This is a genomic window from Ruminococcus sp. 1001136sp1_2201st1_G3_2201SCRN_220225, assembly GCF_040924365.1.
GTDB lineage: Bacteria > Bacillota > Clostridia > Lachnospirales > Lachnospiraceae > Blautia_A > Blautia_A faecis.
Genome location: NZ_JBCOME010000025.1, coordinates 1 through 20,377 on the forward strand (window position 1 = coordinate 1; position 20,377 = coordinate 20,377).

Sequence of the window (20,377 nt, forward strand, 5' to 3'; positions counted from 1 at the left end):
CGTTGCGCCGGCGAGTGAGCAATCACCATTGTCCGAATGCGTCCGCCTTGAACAACTTTCAACACACTAAATAGCAACAGACCAGGTAATCCCTGGCCTGCTTTATTCTTAGTCATACAGATGGCAGCGCACCTTATGCCCATTTCCCATATCTTTTACCTCAGGCACCTGATTCTTACAAATCTCCATGCACTTCCGGCATCTGGTATGGAACTTACATCCCTTAGGCGGATTCGCCGGGGATGGAATATTTCCCTCCAGAATGATACGGTTTCTCTTCAGATCCGGATCCGGCATAGGAATTGCAGAGAACAGAGCCTCTGTATACGGATGAAGAGGATTTGCAAAAATATCTGATGTGGTACCAGTCTCCACAAGACCACCCAGATACATAACACCGATAGTATCGGAAATATGCTCTACAACGGAAAGGTCATGAGAGATAAACAGATAAGTCAGATTTCTCTTCTCCTGAAGTTCCTTTAACAGGTTGATGATCTGAGCCTGTACCGAAACATCAAGCGCAGAAACCGGCTCGTCACACACAACGAACTCCGGATTCAATGCAAGTGCTCTCGCAATACAGATACGCTGTCTCTGTCCACCAGAGAACTCATGAGGATAACGGTCTTTATGATAAGACTGAAGTCCACAGTCATCCATGATCTTGGTCACATAATCTGCATATTCAGACTTGGGAACCAGGTTATGCTCTCTTACTGCTTCCCCGATGATTTCTCCGACTGGCAGTCTTGGAGAAAGGGAAGAATATGGATCCTGGAAAATAATCTGCATCTTGGTACGCATATCGCGCATCTCTTTATTGGAAAGACCGTAAACATCTTTTCCGTTGAAGAGAACCTGTCCGTCTGTTTTCTCAATCAGCCTTAAGATGGTTCTTCCTGTGGTAGATTTACCACATCCGGACTCTCCAACCAGACCCATCGTGGTTCCTCTCTTTAATGTGAAAGAAACGTCATCAACTGCTTTTACAGCTCCAACCTGCTTACCGAACATTCCACCCTTGATCGGGAAATATTTCTTAAGATGGGATACCTCCAGAATGTTATCGGACTGCTGATTCTTTGTATTTTCTGCTGTCTTATTCTCACTCATGAGTTTTGCCCCCTTCCCCTGGATGAACATTCGCCAGCCATCCGGCTTCCGGACGGTCTGCATAACGGTAACAGCTTACTTCATGTGTAGGACTTAATTTGATCACGCCTGGATAACTTCCCTGACACTTGTCACAGCTAAGCTCACAACGATCACGGAAATAGCAGTAATCCGGCATATCAATAGGGTTCGGAACCTTACCTGGAATACTGTAAAGCTTGTCAACCTTCTTGCCTACAACCGGTTTGGAGCGCATAAGTCCAATGGTGTATGGATGAGATGGGTTCTTGAAGATCTCACTTGCAGTACCCTTCTCAACTACACGGCCAGCATACATAACAACTACATAATCTGCCATCTCTGCAATAACCCCCAGGTCATGAGTGATCAGCATAATGGAAGAATTGATCTTATCTTTCAGGTTACGCATCAGATCCAGGATCTGCGCCTGAATGGTAACGTCAAGAGCTGTGGTAGGCTCATCAGCAATGATCAGTCTTGGATTACAAGCAAGACCGATTGCGATACATACACGCTGACGCATACCACCGGAAAGCTCATGAGGATACATCTTATAAACGCCCTCACTGTTGGCAATTCCAACCAGCTTCAGCATTTCGATGGTTCTGGCCTTTACCTGCTCTTTGCTCATATCCGGATTGTGAAGCTTGGTGATCTCATCAACCTGCTCTCCAATGCGGAATACCGGGTTCAGTGCAGTCATAGGCTCCTGGAAAATCATGGAAAGCTCATTTCCGCGAAGCTTCTGCATTTCACTTGTAGGAGTATTTACAATATTGTAAACCCTGTCTCCGGTATTAAAACGGATTTCTCCTTCTACAGTCTGTCCCTGAGGACGCTGTACCAGCTGCATAAGGGAAAGGCTAGTTACAGACTTTCCACAACCGGATTCTCCAACAACACCAACTGTTTTTCCCTGAGGAATTTCAAAGCTTACACCATCAACGGCTTTAACAGTTCCAATATCTGTAAAGAAATAAGTATGAACATTGTCAAACTCAACTACGTTTTCCGGATTCTTCATGGTAGTGATATACTCTGACTCCGGAATATTCTTTCTGTTTCTCTTCTTCTCTATCTCATTGGTGATCTTTCGATTCTCTTTGGAGATTCTTTTGGTTTCCTTAGCTGAGATATAGTTTGCGTTTTTCTTACCAAATAATGCCATATTCGCACCTACCGTTTCATTTTCGGGTCAAATGCATCACGAAGACCATCACCCACAAAGTTAAATCCAAGAACGGTCAGCAGGATTAAGAATCCGGCCGGGATCCATACGAACCAGAAGTTGGTCAATACGTATACATCATTTACCGCATTTACAATATTACCCCAGGAAGCGTATGGGAATTTAACACCGATTCCAAGGAAGCTAAGAGTTGCTTCCATCAGGATAACATCACCAAGTCCCATTGTTGCAATAACGATCAGCTGTGGAATAACGTTCGGAATCAGGTGACGGAAAATACGTCTTGAAATACGAACACCGGTAGCTTCTGTAGCAACCATAAATTCCTGCTCACGAAGAGACAGGATCTGACCTCGAACCATACGGGCAATTCCCGGCCATCCTACGATACCAAGAATTGCACAAAGTGCATAAATTCGGATTCGCGGGTCAATTTTGTAATAATCCATAACAGAACCGATGATAATGTACAGCGGCATTGCCGGAATACAGATTACAACATCAACCACACGCATGAGAATGGTATCTACCCATCCTCCAAAATAACCGGACACACCACCGATCAGAATACCAATAATACCTTCAATAATGATAACAACGAAACCGATCATCAGGGAAATACGTCCGCCATACATCAGTCTGGTCAGCATGTCCATACCGTTTCCGTCTGTTCCTAACCAGTGCTTTTTGCTTGGTCCGGAATAAGTATCATTTACAGTAGTTGCTTTCTGGCTTCTTACAACATACTGTGTATTCTTGGTCTGAAGCTGATAGGTTTCTTCTTCGCCAGCCTCATTAACAGCTGTAAATGTAGAAGCTTTGTCAGCAATTGCCTGTTCTACTGCTTCTTTAAAGGAAAGAGAAAGGAACACACCCTTTGCCTGAGGAGATACCAGAAGATTGGAAACAGTAGCATAAACTTCGCCATCCTTTACAACCTCTGTGGATGTCTCTTTCTCTGTTGTAGTCAGCTCATAGGTTGCGCCATCGTATTCAAAAAAAGCATCTCCTGCTTCAATTGCATCAAGTGCTGCCTGCTGGAAATCAAATCCCATCTCTGCATCATTCGTTGCTGCGCTGAATACTTTCTTGGTTGCAAATGCAACTTCGCCGGAAATTGTGATCTGATTCTCACGTCCGGCCTTCTCAATTGTATAGGTAGTTCCATCTACTTCAAAGGTATTGGCATCATTTGCCACAGCCTCTTCATAGCCTTCTTTGATTTCATCTGTTATTTCTGTATTTCCAACCTGTTTATAAGTAGATTTTCCTTTCAGTGTAAGAACGGTTGCTACTGATTCTGAAGAATAAATTGCCCAGTAATCTTCACCTTTTTGTTCCAATCCGTAGGTTACATCATTTGCTTCAAAGGAATCATTTCCCTTGTTTGTAGCAAGAATAAATTTCTGCTGTCCCTGCGCAGGAAATTCTGCACCATTTGCTGTTGTAAAAATATAAGATTTATTATAGGTAGCTCCCGCATAGTCTTTCCATACATGATCTGTTTTACGGAATACCTGGCTTTCATTGTAAGGGCTTACCATACCACCTATAAATGAAAACAAAAACATCGCTACCAGAATTACAAGTCCTGCCACAGCCAGTTTATTGCGGAAGAAACGCTTTGCAACAAGCATTCCTGGTGAAAGGACTTTTACACGCTGTTCATCATCCAGTGCCTTGGAGGTACTGACATGATCGTCTTTTTTCTTTGTTGGATCTGTACTCATGTTTTTCCTCCTAATTTACTCGTACCCTTGGATCTGCCACAGCGTACAGGATATCTGCGATCAGATTGCCGGTTAATGTCAGAAATGCCAGAAATACCATATAGAACATGGTAAACGGAATATCTCCCTGAGTTAATGCCTGGTAGGAGGTATATCCAATTCCCGGAATCTGGAACAAAGTCTCTGTGATCATCGCTCCACCGAACAGGTTCGGAAGTGTACTTCCAAGGATGGTGATGATCGGAATCAGAGTATTGCGGAATGCATGATGAGAAACCACCTTTTTCTCCGGAACACCTTTCGCTCTGGCAGTACGGATATAATCTGCATTCAGAACCTCCAGCATATTGGTTCTGGTATAACGCATAAGGGAACCAACACTTACGATAGTCAGCGTAATAACCGGAAGGATCATATGCTGTGCCATATCCAGTACCTTACCTACACTTCCATAGGACTCATGCATACGGCTTACGATACCATACAGGTCAACCCATTTCAGATTAATAGAGAAAATCCATTTCAAAATGGTAGCAAAGAAAAAGGACGGCAGCGAAATACCAATCAATGCAAAAACGGTAACTGCATAATCAATCCTGCTGTACTGCTTCGTTGCCGATATAATACCCAAAGGTATGGCAATGATAATTTCCAACAGGAAGGAGGCCAGTGCCAGAGCAAAAGAATACCAGATAACGCTGGCAAATTTCTGTTTTACCGGCTGATGGAAAATCCAGGATTCTCCAAATTCACCATGAACAGCTTTTCCAAGCCAGATAAAATAGCCCTCCAGAACCGGCTTATCCAGTCCATAAGCGGCATTTAACTCAGCAACCAGCTCATCATAGGGCTTCGCGCCCTGTTTCATTGACATATCACGGGCTCTTCCCTCTACATAAGAAGTCGGAAGGGCTCTCTCAATTGAATAAATGATCATGGAAACGAAGAACAGGATCATCGCTCCAAGAAGTACACGACGTACAATAAATTTTTTCATTATATAAATTATCCTTTCAGTATCGGGCGGGAAGACTGACTTACCTTGTTCTTACTGGCAGTGTGTCCTGCCGGTTCTGTCCGTTTTACCGGGCCGGGTTCCAGAGCATGTTTGAAAAAGGCTTTCTGCAAGATGTGCGTCACAATTTGTGGGAGATTGCGGGAATGCTTTTTCAGACACGCTCTAGCCCAAGGCATACTGCCAGTAAGGCAGTGGGTCCACTGGTTATGGTGGACCCACTGCGCTAACAAGTCATTCTTCTTTTATACCTTTAGTTCATTTCGATATTAATGATATCTCCATACCATGAATAGAATGTAGTAACATCTTTCGTAAAGGTATCTGCATTGATACGCTCAGGGCTGTAAATAACGCAGTTCTGTCTCTGATAGATCGGAATCTCTACTGCCCAGTCAAGAATAATGTCCAGACACTGTTTGTAAACAGATTTTCTGTATTCCTGATCAGCTGTGGAACGGGCATCAATAATATCCTGATCCAGTGTTTCATCATTGATGTGGTAGTAATTGCTCTTTACACTTGCGCTGTGGTAAACCTGATACATATCAGGATCCACTGTTGCCTGCCATGCAGCTGCCCACATTTCTGCGGTACCTGCATTTAAAGCATCCCACATAATGTTGGAGTCTGTAACATCATTGATCTCAAGTGTAAATCCGATGGACTCAAGAGCTGCCTTAGCGTCTGTAAGGATTGCAAAGCTTGGGTGATCTCCACTTCCGTCAGCACCGATGATGATCTCATAAGTCATCTTAGCACCTTCTGGAGCTGCTGTTACCTTGCCGTTTTCTACAGTGTATCCGGCTGCCTCGAAGAAGCCAAGAGCTGCCTGTGTTGCTGCTGCAAACTTCTCATCATCTGTCATATCATCTGTGTAAAGCGGATTTCCATCAACATCTACAGAGTAAGCCACCTGATAATCTGCATCAGATTTCTGAGGAGCTGCCCAGGATGTATTGGAAATCGGGTAGTTGATTACAGAAGCAGCATCTCCATAATAAGAATCGATTGCTACATCACGATATACAGCAAGTACAGTTGTAAGAGCTTTTCTTAAGTTCTTGGAAGCATCAGATCCTGGCTCTCCGCCAACATTGATTGTGTTTGCGTTAAGACCGATGTATCCGTATCCAAGGTTGTCTGTTGCGTTAACGATGATCTTATCACCGCTGAGCTCGTCGTTTCCGTTGATGCTCTTAATCTGGTCAAATGCAGATTTGCTTCCGGATGGATCGGAAAGGTCGATTGTACCCTGCTCAACACCGGCAATCTTATCTGCGTCGGAAGTCTCACGCCACTGGAGGTACTTTGTCTTAGGAGCACCCTTGTAGTAGTTCTCGTTTGCTTCCATGTATACAGTCTTGTTCTCATATTTCACAAATTTGTACGGACCTGCGCCAAGTGGCTGGTTGGATTTATCACGTACAGCGGAGAGATCTCCTCTTGTGAAACCGAACTGGTTGTTATCATAGTCATAGAGAGAAGCATCTCCATAATAATGCATTGGCTCAACGATTACACCAAGCTGATAGATTGTAGTTGCCTCGAAACCATCTGTGGTAACCTCAACTTCGTAATCACCAAGCTTCTTGATTCCCTCGATGTTCGCAACCTCTTCACCTTCACCTGCTGCAGTTTTCTGCTCTACCAGGTATTCGGAAGCGATTGTTGCTGCATCTTCATCGAAGTATGCTTCGTCGCCATAGGCAGCTGCAAGTGCAAGATAGTCCTTGCCATACTGGTCTGCGATCTCATTAATGATCGTATCCTGATCTTTGCCATCTACAGAATAGTTCTCATCTACTGCGTAAAGCATTCCAAAGAACTCATCTCCGTTTGTAACACCATAAGCATCTGCATAATCTTCCCATGCAGTCTGCGCCCACTCATACTCAGATGTAAGAAGCGGAACAATCAGCTCATCTTTCACTCTTGCAGCAACTTCATCCGGCATGTCTGCAAGTGTATTTGCAACATCCTCATCTGTGATGGAATCTGCTGCTGTGGAATTCAGACGGTAGTTTTTCATACCTTTGATATTGGTGGAGTAGAATGTTGCATTTCCATCATAATCTGTATCAGAAAGTACATAATATGTGAAAATCAGGTCATCTGCAGTAAGAGGCTCACCGTCAGAAAATGTTACACCCTCACGAAGCTTGAAATTGTATACAGTCTCATCCTCGCCCTCTGTAACAGTTACGTCGGAAAGTCCTGTATAAGTATAATCCGTTCCGTTATACTCATGTGTCTCACCCTCGATACCATTGTAAATAATAGCACCTGTACGGTCACTTCCAAACAGATACTCACCTACATTCTCTGCGATCTGCTGATCCGGAACTGCCTCGTGGAATAATCCACTGAATTTCTCGGAGAAGTTAGTCTGTCCAATAACAAGCGGTGTATCAGAAGAACCTCCCTCAGCTTCTTCAGCAAAAACAGGTACGCTCACTGTTGATGCTGCCATGACACCTGTTAATAACAGGGCCATTAACTTCTTCTTGTTCATATCTTATCCTCCTTTTTTAAGATATTTTATTGTAACTATTCATCAGAGCCTGTTGGAGACTCCTGAGGCCAGCTACTACAGACAACCTGAAAATTTGTTGTCTTATACCTCTCTATTTTACCATGTTTTATTACATGTGCAATAGCTATATGGCGAAATATGTCTGGAATTTTGTCCATAATTGTCAAAAACTGAAAGATTTTCACTCAAAATTTGTAAATTTCGCTTTAATCTGCCAGTTTTGCACAGTGCTAACACTTCCCAGTACTAAAATCAACACAGCAGCAGCCTCGAATAATAGTTCCCTTGTAAAAATAAGATTTTCGAAATCTTTTAACAAAAAAATCAGGTTTGCCACGCTTGTAAAAAGTCCCAGTACTGTGATGGCAATGCTGCATCTTACCGGACGTCGCACCCCTTTTTCATATTGGGCACAGGTCATATGCCCTATATGCTCTTCCGGGATTAGCACCTGTGAGTTACCTGCTTTTCCCTCCTGCTGTCTGCAAAAAAGGAATAAGGACGCCCCTCCCATGATTCCATAAGAAACAGGGAAGACTACTACCATATAGGGAAGCAATATCCAGAAGATCCTGCTGCCTTCATTGTTCAGCATTAAGCTGGCAAAATAGATCACAAGGGCGGCTGCCATAAGGCCTGTATTGTTAAGGGCATGTCTTTTCAGTTCCTTCACTGACAGGCTGCTGCCATACCATTTTCCGGTATATTCAAATTTTTCCCCTCTCTGGCGGTAATCATTCCCATATTTTTTCACAATTCTGCCTCAACTTTCCTGTGAGTTCCCAATCTATTACCTGAAAGTGCTTTTCCTTCTCATAGTCTTTGCCTGATGACTCAACCCAGCTTCTTATCCAGCTCATCCACAATCTTCTGAATGCAGCCATCTGTAAATGGAACTGTAAGTCCCACCTGTTTCAGCATGGACGGATAGAAATCACTTGCAGAAAGCCGGCAGAGCTTCATATAATCAGCCCATGCAGCGTCATGATCTTTCTCCATGCGGATCTTAAACTGGAATGCACAAAGCTGTGCAAGTACATAATCAATATAGTAGAAAGGCATCTCAAAAATGTGATGCTGTCTCTGCCAGTAACCGCCTTCTTCCATAAACCTACAGCCAGTTGAATCCATATATGGACGGTACTCCTGCTCCAGCTTGTTCCATGCATCACGTCGCTCCTTAGGTGTAAGCTCAGGATTGCCGTATACAATATGCTGGAATTCATCCACCATTGTTCCATAAGGAATAAAGTCGATGGCATCCTCAAGGTGCATCTTGCGGTAATCATCCCCTCTTTCCCCGAAGAAAAGCTCGATCCATGGTTCCGCAAAGAATTCCATGGACATGGAATGGATTTCAGCAGTCTCCATGGTCAGATACCTGGAATGATCGGTGATCGGATCCTTGCAGGATACATAACTCTGAAATGCATGTCCACACTCATGTGTGATTACATCCACATCACCACTGGTTCCGTTAAAGTTTGCAAAAATAAACGGTACACCATAATCCGGAAGCTCCGTCATGTAACCACCAGTAGCCTTATTCTTACGTCCGAATACATCAAAAAGCTCATTCTCCATCATCATGTTGAAGAAATCCCTTGTCTCATCAGACATCTCGGTGTACATTTTGCGGCCACTCTCAAGAATCTCCTCAGGAGTACCAATCGGTGCCGGATCTCCCTGTGGGAAATAAACCCCCATATCATAATAACGAAGTGCATCTGCCCCAAGGCGTGCCTGACGGTTCTTGTGCATTCTGGAAGCTAACGGTACAAATACAGTCTTAATCTGCTCGCGAAGCTTCTGTACATCTTCCTTGGTATAAGAATTACGATTCATGCGGCAGTAGCCCATATCAATGTAATTCTCAAAGCCCAGCATCTGTGCCTGTCTGGTGCGGTTCTTCACCATCAGATCGTAGATTTCATCAAGCTCAGCCTGGTTCTCCTCAAAGAAGCCTGAAAAAGCATCCCATGCTTTCTTACGGGTATTCCGATCCTGGGAGCGCATATATTTACGCATAAGGGAAAGGTTCAGTTCTTCTCCTTCCCACATGATCTTGGCAGAAGCGATCAGCTTGCTGTAACGGGAAGCAAGGGCATTCTCCTCCTGCATCAGCGGAATCAGACTGTCATCGAAAGATTTCATCTCCAGTTCCATGGACTTAAATGCAACCGGTCCGATTTTCTCTTCCATATACTGACGATATGGAGTGGCAAAAAGTACTTTCTTATACTCATTTGTCACTGCGTTCAGTTCCGGGAGCTTCTCATCATAGTAGCTCTTCTCGCCGTCATAAAACTCATTTGTCACATCTCCATCCCTGCGGATATGGGCGATGGTGTAAAGAGTTCTCACGTGATCCATCAGCTTGTTAAATTCCTGATGAATCTCGAACTGCTCTTCTCCGCTCTTCGCAGAAGATGCGCGCTGGATAATCTCCTGTGCCTGTGCAATTACAGCTGGAAAATCCACACGAGTGTAAGGCATTTCTGAAAATTTCATCTCGTTCCTCCTTTATAGACACAAATGGGCGGACAAACTTCCTAAAGCTTATCTTCAGAATGCTGTCCGTCCATTGTCGCGTATTATTTACTATATCATAATCACATCTAAATTAAAAGGCTTAAATTTATAAAAAATGTTAATCAAAGAACATTATGACGTTGAAAGTGTGTTTTGCCAAATCTTCAGATTTTATTCAGCTACGCCTTCTTCTCCTTCTTCTACGATTTCCAGATCATCAAGCGTGTCATCTTCTTTGGATTCCTCTTCATCATACTCTTCTGGTGTATATGGAGTTTCTGTCACGTTTGCCTTTTCCAGAAGAAGCTCTGTTACCTTGCTCTCATAAAGGGCATTTACAAGCGTTTCCCGTGTATAAAGAGTCTCAAAATCAGCAGGACTCTCGCCATAGTAGTCAGCATACTCATTCACATAATTCACGTATTCATCTTCTGTTACCTCAATATTATTGGCTTCGGCATATGCACTGATGAAGAGGCGGCGGTTTACAAGATTTTTGGCTTCTTCTGCAATATCATCCTCTGTAACCCCGAACATATCCAGTACATCATTTACATCTCCGTCTTCCTCTACAAACATGGAATAACCGGAGAGTGCCTCTTCCCTGCATGCCTCAAACAGGTCGTCCGGATACTCTCCCGTAAACTCTGTACGTGCCAGGCAGGCAGAAATCAGATCTTCTGTCTCATCATAAGTACTCTGTTCCTCATAGGACTGCTCCAGATATTCTTTTACAGAAGCCTCATATTCTTCCTTCGTGTCATACCCGGTATAATTCTTCACATAATCCTCATCATATTCCGGAGTATTGGAAGCTGTAACATCTGTTACCTCCACTGAAAAGTCAACGTTTTTTCCCTGCCAGTCTTCCTGCCAGGTATCATCTCCGTACGTGATGCTGAAATCCAGTTTATCTCCAGTGGAAACACCTGTCAGCTTCTGGTCAAATTCTGCACCAAATTCTTCCTGTCCCAAGGTGATAAAAGTCTCGTCAGGATCAGCAGCTTCCTCACCCTCCACATTGGCAGTAAGATTCATATATACAATATTTCCGTCCTCGGAAGGTGCATTGGTAGACTGCTCATCACTGGCATCTGCCAGCTCTTCCTGGATCTCATCCTGTACCATATCGTCTGTGATCTCATAGGTATACCTGGTAACCTCTACACCATCATAATCTCCAAGAGTCACATAATCGGAAGCATTCTGAACCAGATATTCAGAAGGAGTAATGGGATCAAGAGCTGCTTCTTCCTCTGCATCATCTGCATCGATCACTTCATTATTCTCTACATCCTGTGAAAATTCAGGATCCAGTTCTTCTCCATCTTCATCCGGATCAGCAGCTGTCAGATCATCCTCTGCTGTGCTCTCCTGGGTAGTATTGTCCGTGTTTTTCTGCTGGGAAGCATTATCTCCACAGCCTGCAAGTACTGTCATAACTGCCAGCGCAGCAAGAACATATCTTTTTTTCATATTTTTATTCCTTTCTGATAACTGTATAGCTAAGAGCCAACTATCCTTTCTATATGTTTCGCATGTTATTTAAAAATAATATAACATTTTCGAAATATTTTGTAAACTTTCTTTTCCTATGGACACTGATTTTTCACAAATCGTATTGCCGTCTGAAGAATAAAAAAATCCTCTGCATGCTGCACCATACAGCATAAGCAGAGGATTCTGAAATTTCAATATTCTATCAAACCAATCCCTGTTATCTTTCCTCTCGGAAGTAGGAAAGTCCCAGACTTTCCGGAGGCTGATTTTCTTTTTTCTTTCGGAAGCTTACTACAACCAGTACGATAATCGTAACCACATAAGGAACCATCTGGATCAGGTCTGTGACATAGCTTGCAACCTTGATTCCAAGAATACTTGGAAGGAACTGATACAGCCAGTAGAGCATACCGAAAAGATACGCACCCCAGATACAGTTCAGCGGTTTCCATGTGGTAAATATAACCAGCGCAACTGCCAGCCAGCCAAGAGCCTCGATCTGCCCTGTTGTTGCCCAGATTCCCTGATTATAATCCAGAACGTAATATAAGCCGCCGATTCCGGAAAGGCCGGCACCAATACAGGTTGCCAGATATTTATATTTGGTTACATTGATTCCGGCTGCGTCTGCAGTTCCCGGATTTTCGCCTACAGCCCGAAGATTCAGACCTACTCTTGTTTTGTTCAGCACATAATGCAGAACAACAGCAATAATGATTGCCGCATACACCAGAAAACCATAGGCAAAAACAGTTTTACTTACAATTCCCAGCTTACTGGACAGGAATGGAATCTTCTTTGAAAAAGAAGCGTATGCCAGCGGAGCTGCAGTGTAGCTTGCACCATTTAAAATAAATACACCAAAGAAATTGGCAACACCCATACCGAATGTGGTAAGTGCAAGACCGGTTACATTCTGGTTTGCACGAAGGGTAATGGTAAGGAAGCTGAAAATCAGCCCTCCCAGCATGGAAGCTGCAATTGCTGCCACAAGCGCCAGGATCACGCATATCCAACCTTTTGGATCTGCTGAATTTTTCTCGTAAAAATAGGAGCTGGCGAAGCCAGCAAATCCGCCAAGATACATAATTCCCGGAACACCAAGATTCAGGTTTCCTGATTTCTCAGTGGTGATTTCACCCATGGAACCAAACATGATAATTGTTCCAAATGGAATTGCCCTGATGATCCACGCAATCAGATTACTCATTTAGTGCACCTCCTTTTTGGAACCACGGAAAATCATTTTATAGTTGATAAAGAATTCACTTCCAAGGATAAAGAACAAGATCACACCTTCAATAATACTTGCTGCATAATCGTTCAGGCTGTATGCAGAAGCAATCTCTGCTGCACCTTTGGAAAGGAAGATCAGCAGGAAGGAGATCAGAGCCATATAAAACGTATTAAACTTTGCAAGCCATGCTACGATAATGGCGGTAAATCCGTTTCCACCTGCAGATGTGGTGGAAATGGTCTGGTCTCTTCCTGCTACGATCAGGAAACCAACCAGACCGCAGATAGCACCGGAAATGATCATGGTACGGATGGTTACCCATTTTACATTGATACCGGCATATCTTGCAGTGTTCTCAGATTCTCCGACAACGGTGATCTCATATCCCTGTTTGGAATATTTCAAATAGAAGAACATGACAAACATCAGGATCACAACAATCAGAATGTTAATATTATATCTCTGTCCCAAAAACTGCGGAAACCATCCAACCTGTGTAGACATGTTCAGTTTACCAAGGCTGGAGGCTTTTCCACGAAGAATATTAGTCATGCATGCCACAATGCTGGTTGCCACATAGTTCATCATCAGGGTAAACAGTGTTTCGTTTGTGTTCCAGTATGCCTTAAACACAGCCGGGATAAAGCCCCACAGACCGCCTGCGATCACGCTGGTAAGGAACATTACCAGGAAAAGCACCGGTGTAGGAAGGCTGGCTCCGCATTTTACCATAACCATGGCAGTGGCAAGACCACCCACCAATACCTGTCCCTCTGCACCAATGTTCCAGAAATGCATTTTAAACGCAGGGGCAAGAGCAATACCGATGCAGAGCAGGGTTACCAGATCTCGCATTGCCCAGGAAAAACGAATACTTGTCATAAAGGTACCGTTAAACATAACTACATATACGGATAACGGATTCAGTCCGGTTACGCTGTAAATGAAAATTGCATCTACAACCAGTGCCAGTAAAATGGCAGCTGCACGAACCCATACTTTGTAGCCGAAGCTGCTTTTGTCACGCTTTATAATTCGGACTAAGGGTTCTTTTGTTTTTAATTCACTCATTTATTTCCCCTCCTTCCGAAGATTTGTCATCAGCAGACCAACTTCTTCTTTTGTGGTGGTTCTGGCATCCAGGATACCATTCTCCCTGCCGCCGCAGAGAACCAGAATGCGGTCGCACAAGTCAATGAGCACATCCAGATCCTCACCTACATAAACAACTGCAACGCCCTCTTTTTTCTCCTCATTCAGAAGATTGTAGATCGTATAGGAGGTATTGATATCCAGACCACGTACTGCATAGGCAGTCATCAGGACTGTCGGTGCCTCTGCGATTTCACGGCCTACCAGAACCTTCTGTACATTACCGCCAGAAAGGCGGGATACAGGAGTATTTAAGCTTGGGGTAACTACCTCCAGCTCTTTTTTTACCTTTTCTGCCATTTTCTTCGGAGCACGCATATCGGTAATCGGAGATGGACCATTTCCATAACTCTTTAACAGCATATTTCCCGTCATACCCATGGAACCAACAAGTCCCATTCCAAGACGATCCTCTGGAACAAATGCAAGATGCACACCGGCATCCCGAATTTTCTTTGGTGTTTTGCCAACCAGCTGAAGGGGCTGGTCTTCTTTACCTTTTTCATAGAATTCAATGCTGCTGCCCTGGGCTGTAATCTGAAGTCCTGCAATGGCTTCCAGAAGCTCCTTTTGTCCATTTCCTGAAATTCCCGCTATACCAAGGACTTCTCCGCCGAAAACATCGAAGCTTACATCGTCCAGCACCTTGATTTCCTCACGGTTATAAACAGTCAGATGGGAAACTGAAAGGCGTTTCACAGGATTTACAGGCGCAGAGCGGGCAATATTCAGTTCTACCTTCTTGCCAACCATCATCTCTGTAAGGGAATTTTCTGTAGCTTCACTGGTCTCTACTGTGCCTATGTACTCCCCTTTTCGAAGGATTGCCACGCGGTCAGAAATCTCCAGAACTTCGTGAAGCTTGTGGGTAATGATAATAACGGATTTGTTATCTGCTTTCATGTTTCGGATTACTTCAAAAAGTCTTGCCGTTTCCTGAGGAGTCAGAACTGCCGTAGGCTCATCCAGAATCAGGATGTTTGCTCCTCTGTAGAGAACTTTTACAATTTCCAGAGTCTGTTTCTGAGATACACTCATCTCATAAACCTTCTGGTCTAAATCCAGGTCAAAGTGATATTTATCGCAGATAGCCTTGGCTTTTTTCTTAACCTCTTTCAGGTCAAATTTCTGTTTCTTGTCAAGGCCGAGGGCGATGTTCTCCGTAGCACTGAATACATCGATCAGCTTAAAATGCTGATGGATCATACCGATTCCCAGATCGTAGGCATCTTTCGGAGAGCGGATTTCCACTTTCCTGCCGTCTATCATGATCTCGCCGGAATCTGGAAAATAAATACCGGAGATCATATTCATAAGAGTGGTCTTGCCACTTCCATTTTCTCCCAGAAGGGAGAGAATCTCACCTTTTTTTACGTCAAGGTTGACATTTTTGTTGGCAACAACTTTTCCAAATGTTTTGGTAACATTTTTTAATTGAATGGCATATTCCAAAGTGTTGTGCCTCCCTTCCCGTTTTATAATCAAGGCAAAACAAGCTCTTCTGGTTTTTTGCCTATCTTTGAAGCGTTCGCCAAAATCCCACATCCGCGTGGATTTTAACTTTCCCGCTTACGAAACAAAAGGGAAGCCTTTTTACAGCTCCCCTTTTGGATTTCATGTAATTCGATAACTGTTCAGGTTTCTTCCCAGCTACCTGCTCCGCGATGCACAGAAATCATGCTTCGCAGGATTTCGCATTACTGCTTATTCAACAGCGTCTGCGTCCTCTGTGATTCCATCAATACGAAGTGTAAAGTATGGAGCGCTTCTGAATGTGGACTCTGCAAAGTGTCCATCCTCGATAGCCTCAACAGTCTCGCCCTGATATACAACAGTTGCAGGATCAGTTGTGTAATCCATGAAGGAAAGGTCAACCGGTGCAGAAGTAACTTCCTCGCCGCCTACAGTAAATGTAGAGGTATCAAACACCTGAAGAGAACCGTCTTTCAGTTTGCTCTCGATATCAGCAACATAGTCTGCTGTTCCTTCTGCACAGGACTCACCAAGTTCTGTGATTCCTACTGCATCGTCATTATATCCTGCGGACCAGTCCTGCTCAAGGTCACCACCGCCCATTACGGTTGCAATTGCATGTTTGTAGTATACTGCCCAGTTATTGGTAGCAGAGGTAAGTGCTGCTGTAGGAGCAGTCTCAAGCATATCAATATTGTAGCCTACAGAGTAGCAGATCTTGCCATCATCATGAAGCTTCTGTGTAGCTGCAGGAGCACCTGTAGAGTCTGCATGCTGTCCGATGATCACACAGCCGTTTGCAATAAGTGCCTCAGCTGCTGCACCCTCTTTGTCAATATCAAACCAGGAGTTTGTGTACTTAACTTCCATTACAACGTTCGGAACAACGCTCTTAATACCAAGGTAGAATGCGGTATAACCGGAAACAACCTCAGCATAGCTGAATGCTCCAACATAACCAACCTTTACATTGCCGTCTGCATCAAAGCTGTCTGGCTGTGTCTCTGTAGTAAGAGTACCATCCTCAAGAATCTCTTTCAGCTTCAGACCAGCTACAACACCGGATACATAGCGGGATTCATAGATGTTGGTGAATGCATTCTTGAAATTCTCGCATCCGCTGATTGCTGCAAAATCACCTGTCATGGAAACGAATGTTACATCCGGGTATTCCTGAGCAGCCTGTACCAGATAAGTCTGATGTCCATAGCTGTTACCGATTACCAGGGAGCATCCCTGTCCAACAAGGTCGATTGCTGCATCGTAGCAGCTGGAGTCTTCCGGAACTTTGTATTTCCAGATAATCTGGCTGTCGTCAAGGCCCAGCTCTTTAGCTGCTTCCTTAACACCGGCGATATGAGCTGCAGAATATCCTTCTGTCTCATCACCTACAAGAATAACTCCCATCTTGAAGTTCGGATCAGCTTCAACGCTGTCCTCGTCAGCGGCATAAACAACAGAAGCGAAGGCGGTCATTGTAAGCACCATCACTGCTGCAAGAAGAAGGCTGACTACTTTTTTACACATTTTTTTCATTTTACTTCCTCCTTGATATTTTTATTTGCCTGAGACTTTTCCCCTCTATGTAAGAAAAATCTTAAACGTTACAGTTATTTTATTTTTTTCTAATTAAATGTCAACTATTTATATATAATTCAAAAAATATTTTTGAACAAATGATAATTTTTTTGTAAAAATATTTTTACGCGTTCTTCATAATCTTACTTTATCATTTTTCTGATTAGCCACGCGGAAAGCTCTTGGCGTTACCCCATATCTTTCCTTGAATACACGGTGAAAATAACTGTTGTTCTCATATCCCACTGCTGCAATGATATCGCTGATGGGAAGGTCGGTATCACACATCAGTTCCACAGCCTTGCTAAGACGTTTCCGCTGAAGTAGCTCCTTAAAATTAAAGCATGTTGTTTTTTTTATCATTTTGCTTAATACATGCATGGGAAGGTGAAGCATGTCGCATAGCTCAGTCAGGGTGGCCGTGCGGTATTTCTGCTCAATATAATCCAGAGTCGTCATGGATATCATGTTCTCGTACTGATTTGGAAGGCGCATTTCCACATACTGTACAGAGTCCATAAGGTAAAGAAAAATAAGTCCCATGGTAGTCTGATTGATTTTATTCTGGTTGCCTCTTCCTGTTACAAGGGAATAAATGATATTTTCCAGAAGATTCTGGATCTGCAGAACCTCAGATACCTTAAAATGAAGATATTCCCCCTGCTGGTTATCCCGGCGCAGTACATTCACCAGAAAATCTGCCAGAACATTATTATTTCCTGCCATTGAATATGCCACATCAAAAAACTCCGGCAATACCATAAAATTTATGGCAATGTCACTCCTGCCAGCTGCCAGAATCTCATGATGGGTAAACTGATTCAGAAAAAGCAGTTCCCCTTTTCGCACAATAACCTGTTTGCCATCTATAATATTCGTAAGAGTTCCCTCGCATACGTAGAGTACTTCCACATAATTATGGCGGTGAAGGGGAAAATGAACAAACCTGGTATGGGTGCGGATTGCGATCAGCTTTCCTTCCTCCAGCATCTTATTGCTGTCAATGGTAAAATCGCTTCCAGACGTGTAAAGATCCCTGTCCACTTCTGCGTCTCCGTTCAGGATCCTTCTCTCTTCTTCTGTAATTTCACGAAGCTGCTCCAAGAGTTCTCTCTGCACTGCACATACCTCCTGCTGCATGATTTCTGTTTTTCTAATTATATACACAAAAAGAAGTTAGTGTCAAAACCTCTTTTCACACTAACTTCTTCCGCTATTTTTAATCTCTATTTTTTCTTTTTCAGGACCCTGGTTGCCAGCGGCTGCATAATCTCATCCGCTGCGCCGTAGATCACTTCATATTCTGCTGGAACCGGAACTGCCTTGGTTTCTCTTGCATAGTTCTGGATAAACAGATATTCATTTTCCTGATTTTCACGTAAGGTGACAGAAACCTCTGCCGGTACGAATCCCAGCGGTGCCTGAATGCCAGCTTCCTTTGCTGCCTTTCCGTAGAAATCACTGTAGAAAGCCTGTTCCATATCTGCGCCAACGTAATATACGTGACCTTTTCCATATGCTTTATGTGTCACTACAGGAGCTCCCGCATAGAAGTCATCGCCATAGCGCATAAGCACTTCTGCGTCAGAAACCTTTACCAGCTCACAAAGGTTCTTGCAAGTGTAGGTGCCGCTGATTTCCAGATGATTGCCCGGTTCTGAAATTCCATGGTTCTCTTCCCAGTCATAAAGAGCATCGATCTCCGTAGTACGAAGACCGGCTGCCTCCATAAGCCCGTATGGTGTTCCTCCAAGGAAGCACTTGTCTGTACCATCCACAAGGCCGGTCCAGTAAGTGATCACCAGGGTTCCGCCATTTTCTGCATATGCTCTTAATCTTTCTTCGTAACCATCTTTGAACATATAAGCCATTGGCGCTGCCACGATCTTATAGCTGGAAAGCTCATGCTCCATAGAGATCACATCCACATTCAGTCCCTGTTCCCGCAGGGCGCGGTACTGCTTCTGTACCGCTTCTGTGTAGAACATGTTCTCATTCCGCGGTCCCTGTGCATCCTGGATTGCCCAGTTATTTTCTCTGTCATAAAGGACTGCTACCGGAGACTTCATCTGGCTGCCGCAGACTTCCTTCAGTGTCTCCAGAGCCTCTCCAACCTCTGTCACTTCTTTAAACACGCGGGTATCCTCTCCGCCATAGTGGTCGATCACTGCGCCGTGGAATTTTTCAGAAGCCCCCTGGCTCTGATGCAGCTGGAAGTATAAAACGCTGTCGGAGCCGTGAGCTACTGCCTGAAGAGAGGCAGCCAGCATCATTCCCGGCTTTTTCAGCTTATTGATGGGCTTCCAGTTTGTGGCAGATGGGCAGGACTCCATGAGAAGAAATGGCTGATTCTTAATGCTCCTCATCAGATCATGCTGCATACCTGCATCAATGGCAGTGAAAAATTCCTCTTTCTTATGCCAGCTTGGATAGTTGTCCCAGGATACCACATCCAGAACATCGCGGAACTTCTTGTAATCAAGACCGTTGTAATCATACATCAGATTGGCTGTTACCGGCAGTTCAGAACCACCTTCACGGATTGCAGCAACCTCTCCTTTGATGAAATCAATGGTGCGGTCTGTAACAAACCGGTTCCAGTCAAGCTTCAATGCATGAAGCTCGTTCTCCCCCTTTGGGGAAGGGGCTTCAATCTGATCGAAGCTATTGTAAATATGGCTCCAGAATGTGGTGCACCAGCTGGAATTCAGCTTCTCAATGGTTCCATATTTTTCTTTCAGCCATTCCCGGAATTTCTGCTGACAAAGAGGGCAATAGCATTCTCCGCCAAACTCATTGGAAATGTGCCACAGAATCACACCAGGATGACTGCCCAGTCTCTGGGAAAGCAGCTTGTCCATATCATGAACCTTCTGACGATATACCGGAGATGTATAGCAATGATTATGTCTGCCTCCGAAAAATCTTCTGGTGCGGTCCGGATCCATGCGAAGGACCTCCGGATACTTATCGGCCATCCACTTTGGCCTTGCGCCTGACGGTGTTGCCAGGATCGTGGAAATTCCCTCTTTATATAAATTGTCAATAATCTCTTCCAGCCAGCCCAGATTGTACTTTCCTTCTTCTGGTTCCAGTACTGCCCAGGAAAAGATTCCTACAGATACTGTATTAATATGGGCTTTTTTGAAATATTCAATGTCTTTTTTCAGAATGTCCGGGCGGTCAAGCCACTGCTCCGGATTGTAATCACCACCATGCAGCATACGGCCATATTCTATTTTTTTTGCCATCTCAATCTCCTTTTTGTTGCCATGATAAGAGTATTTTTGTTACTGAC

General features: G+C 44.0%; 15 protein-coding genes. All 15 read right to left on the bottom strand.

Annotated features, from left to right (window positions below):
- Positions 1 to 108 precede the first annotated feature (108 nt).
- Positions 109 to 1,116 carry an ABC transporter ATP-binding protein gene (locus AB5642_RS09590; RefSeq protein ID WP_173734888.1) on the bottom strand — a complete coding sequence of 336 codons (1,008 nt, stop codon included), beginning with the start codon at positions 1,114 to 1,116 and terminating at the stop codon, positions 109 to 111.
- Positions 1,109 to 2,161 carry an ABC transporter ATP-binding protein gene (locus AB5642_RS09595; protein ID WP_368371568.1) on the bottom strand — a complete coding sequence of 351 codons (1,053 nt, stop codon included), beginning with the start codon at positions 2,159 to 2,161 and terminating at the stop codon, positions 1,109 to 1,111. Before AB5642_RS09595 ends, AB5642_RS09590 begins: the two co-directional genes overlap by 8 nt.
- A 152-nt stretch (positions 2,162 to 2,313) precedes the next feature.
- Positions 2,314 to 4,056 carry an ABC transporter permease gene (locus tag AB5642_RS09600; RefSeq protein ID WP_226836499.1) on the bottom strand — a complete coding sequence of 581 codons (1,743 nt, stop codon included), beginning with the start codon at positions 4,054 to 4,056 and terminating at the stop codon, positions 2,314 to 2,316.
- A gap of 10 nt (positions 4,057 to 4,066) precedes the next feature.
- Entirely contained in the window at positions 4,067 to 5,053 is a 987-nt protein-coding gene (locus AB5642_RS09605) for an ABC transporter permease (protein WP_118579276.1), read from the bottom strand.
- Between the two features lie 51 nt (positions 5,054 to 5,104).
- Positions 5,105 to 5,233, bottom strand: coding sequence for a DUF6783 domain-containing protein (locus AB5642_RS09610; RefSeq protein WP_368072609.1), 129 nt, complete (start codon positions 5,231 to 5,233; stop codon positions 5,105 to 5,107).
- A gap of 91 nt (positions 5,234 to 5,324) precedes the next feature.
- Positions 5,325 to 7,586: an ABC transporter substrate-binding protein gene (locus AB5642_RS09615; RefSeq protein WP_368371564.1), complete on the bottom strand. Its 2,262-nt coding sequence runs from the start codon at positions 7,584 to 7,586 to the stop codon at positions 5,325 to 5,327.
- A gap of 202 nt (positions 7,587 to 7,788) precedes the next feature.
- A complete protein-coding gene (locus tag AB5642_RS09620; protein WP_178728707.1) occupies positions 7,789 to 8,361 on the bottom strand; it encodes a hypothetical protein in 573 nt (190 codons plus the stop codon).
- Positions 8,362 to 8,441: 80 nt separating this feature from the next.
- Positions 8,442 to 10,118 (bottom strand): M3 family oligoendopeptidase, encoded by a 1,677-nt coding sequence (locus tag AB5642_RS09625; RefSeq protein ID WP_178728704.1) that lies wholly within the window; start codon positions 10,116 to 10,118, stop codon positions 8,442 to 8,444.
- A gap of 192 nt (positions 10,119 to 10,310) precedes the next feature.
- Complete coding sequence (locus tag AB5642_RS09630; protein WP_368371565.1) at positions 10,311 to 11,615, bottom strand: hypothetical protein; 1,305 nt, start codon at positions 11,613 to 11,615, stop codon at positions 10,311 to 10,313.
- Positions 11,616 to 11,856: 241 nt separating this feature from the next.
- The gene (locus AB5642_RS09635; RefSeq protein ID WP_148461206.1) at positions 11,857 to 12,849 is read right to left on the bottom strand and encodes an ABC transporter permease; all 993 of its coding nucleotides are present in this window, start codon (positions 12,847 to 12,849) and stop codon (positions 11,857 to 11,859) included.
- On the bottom strand, positions 12,850 to 13,947 hold the full coding sequence (locus tag AB5642_RS09640; RefSeq protein WP_173734883.1) for an ABC transporter permease: 1,098 nt from the start codon (positions 13,945 to 13,947) through the stop codon (positions 12,850 to 12,852). It lies immediately after the preceding gene.
- Positions 13,948 to 15,480 carry an ABC transporter ATP-binding protein gene (locus tag AB5642_RS09645; protein WP_243249467.1) on the bottom strand — a complete coding sequence of 511 codons (1,533 nt, stop codon included), beginning with the start codon at positions 15,478 to 15,480 and terminating at the stop codon, positions 13,948 to 13,950. It lies immediately after the preceding gene.
- A 252-nt stretch (positions 15,481 to 15,732) separates the two neighbouring features.
- Positions 15,733 to 17,037, bottom strand: a complete 1,305-nt coding sequence (locus tag AB5642_RS09650) for a BMP family ABC transporter substrate-binding protein (protein ID WP_173769565.1) — start codon at positions 17,035 to 17,037, stop codon at positions 15,733 to 15,735.
- 177 nt (positions 17,038 to 17,214) lie between these two features.
- On the bottom strand, positions 17,215 to 18,198 hold the full coding sequence (locus AB5642_RS09655) for an AraC family transcriptional regulator (RefSeq protein ID WP_173769564.1): 984 nt from the start codon (positions 18,196 to 18,198) through the stop codon (positions 17,215 to 17,217).
- Between the two features lie 107 nt (positions 18,199 to 18,305).
- The gene (locus AB5642_RS09660) at positions 18,306 to 20,330 is read right to left on the bottom strand and encodes a beta-galactosidase (RefSeq protein WP_313719196.1); all 2,025 of its coding nucleotides are present in this window, start codon (positions 20,328 to 20,330) and stop codon (positions 18,306 to 18,308) included.
- Positions 20,331 to 20,377: the final 47 nt, after the last annotated feature.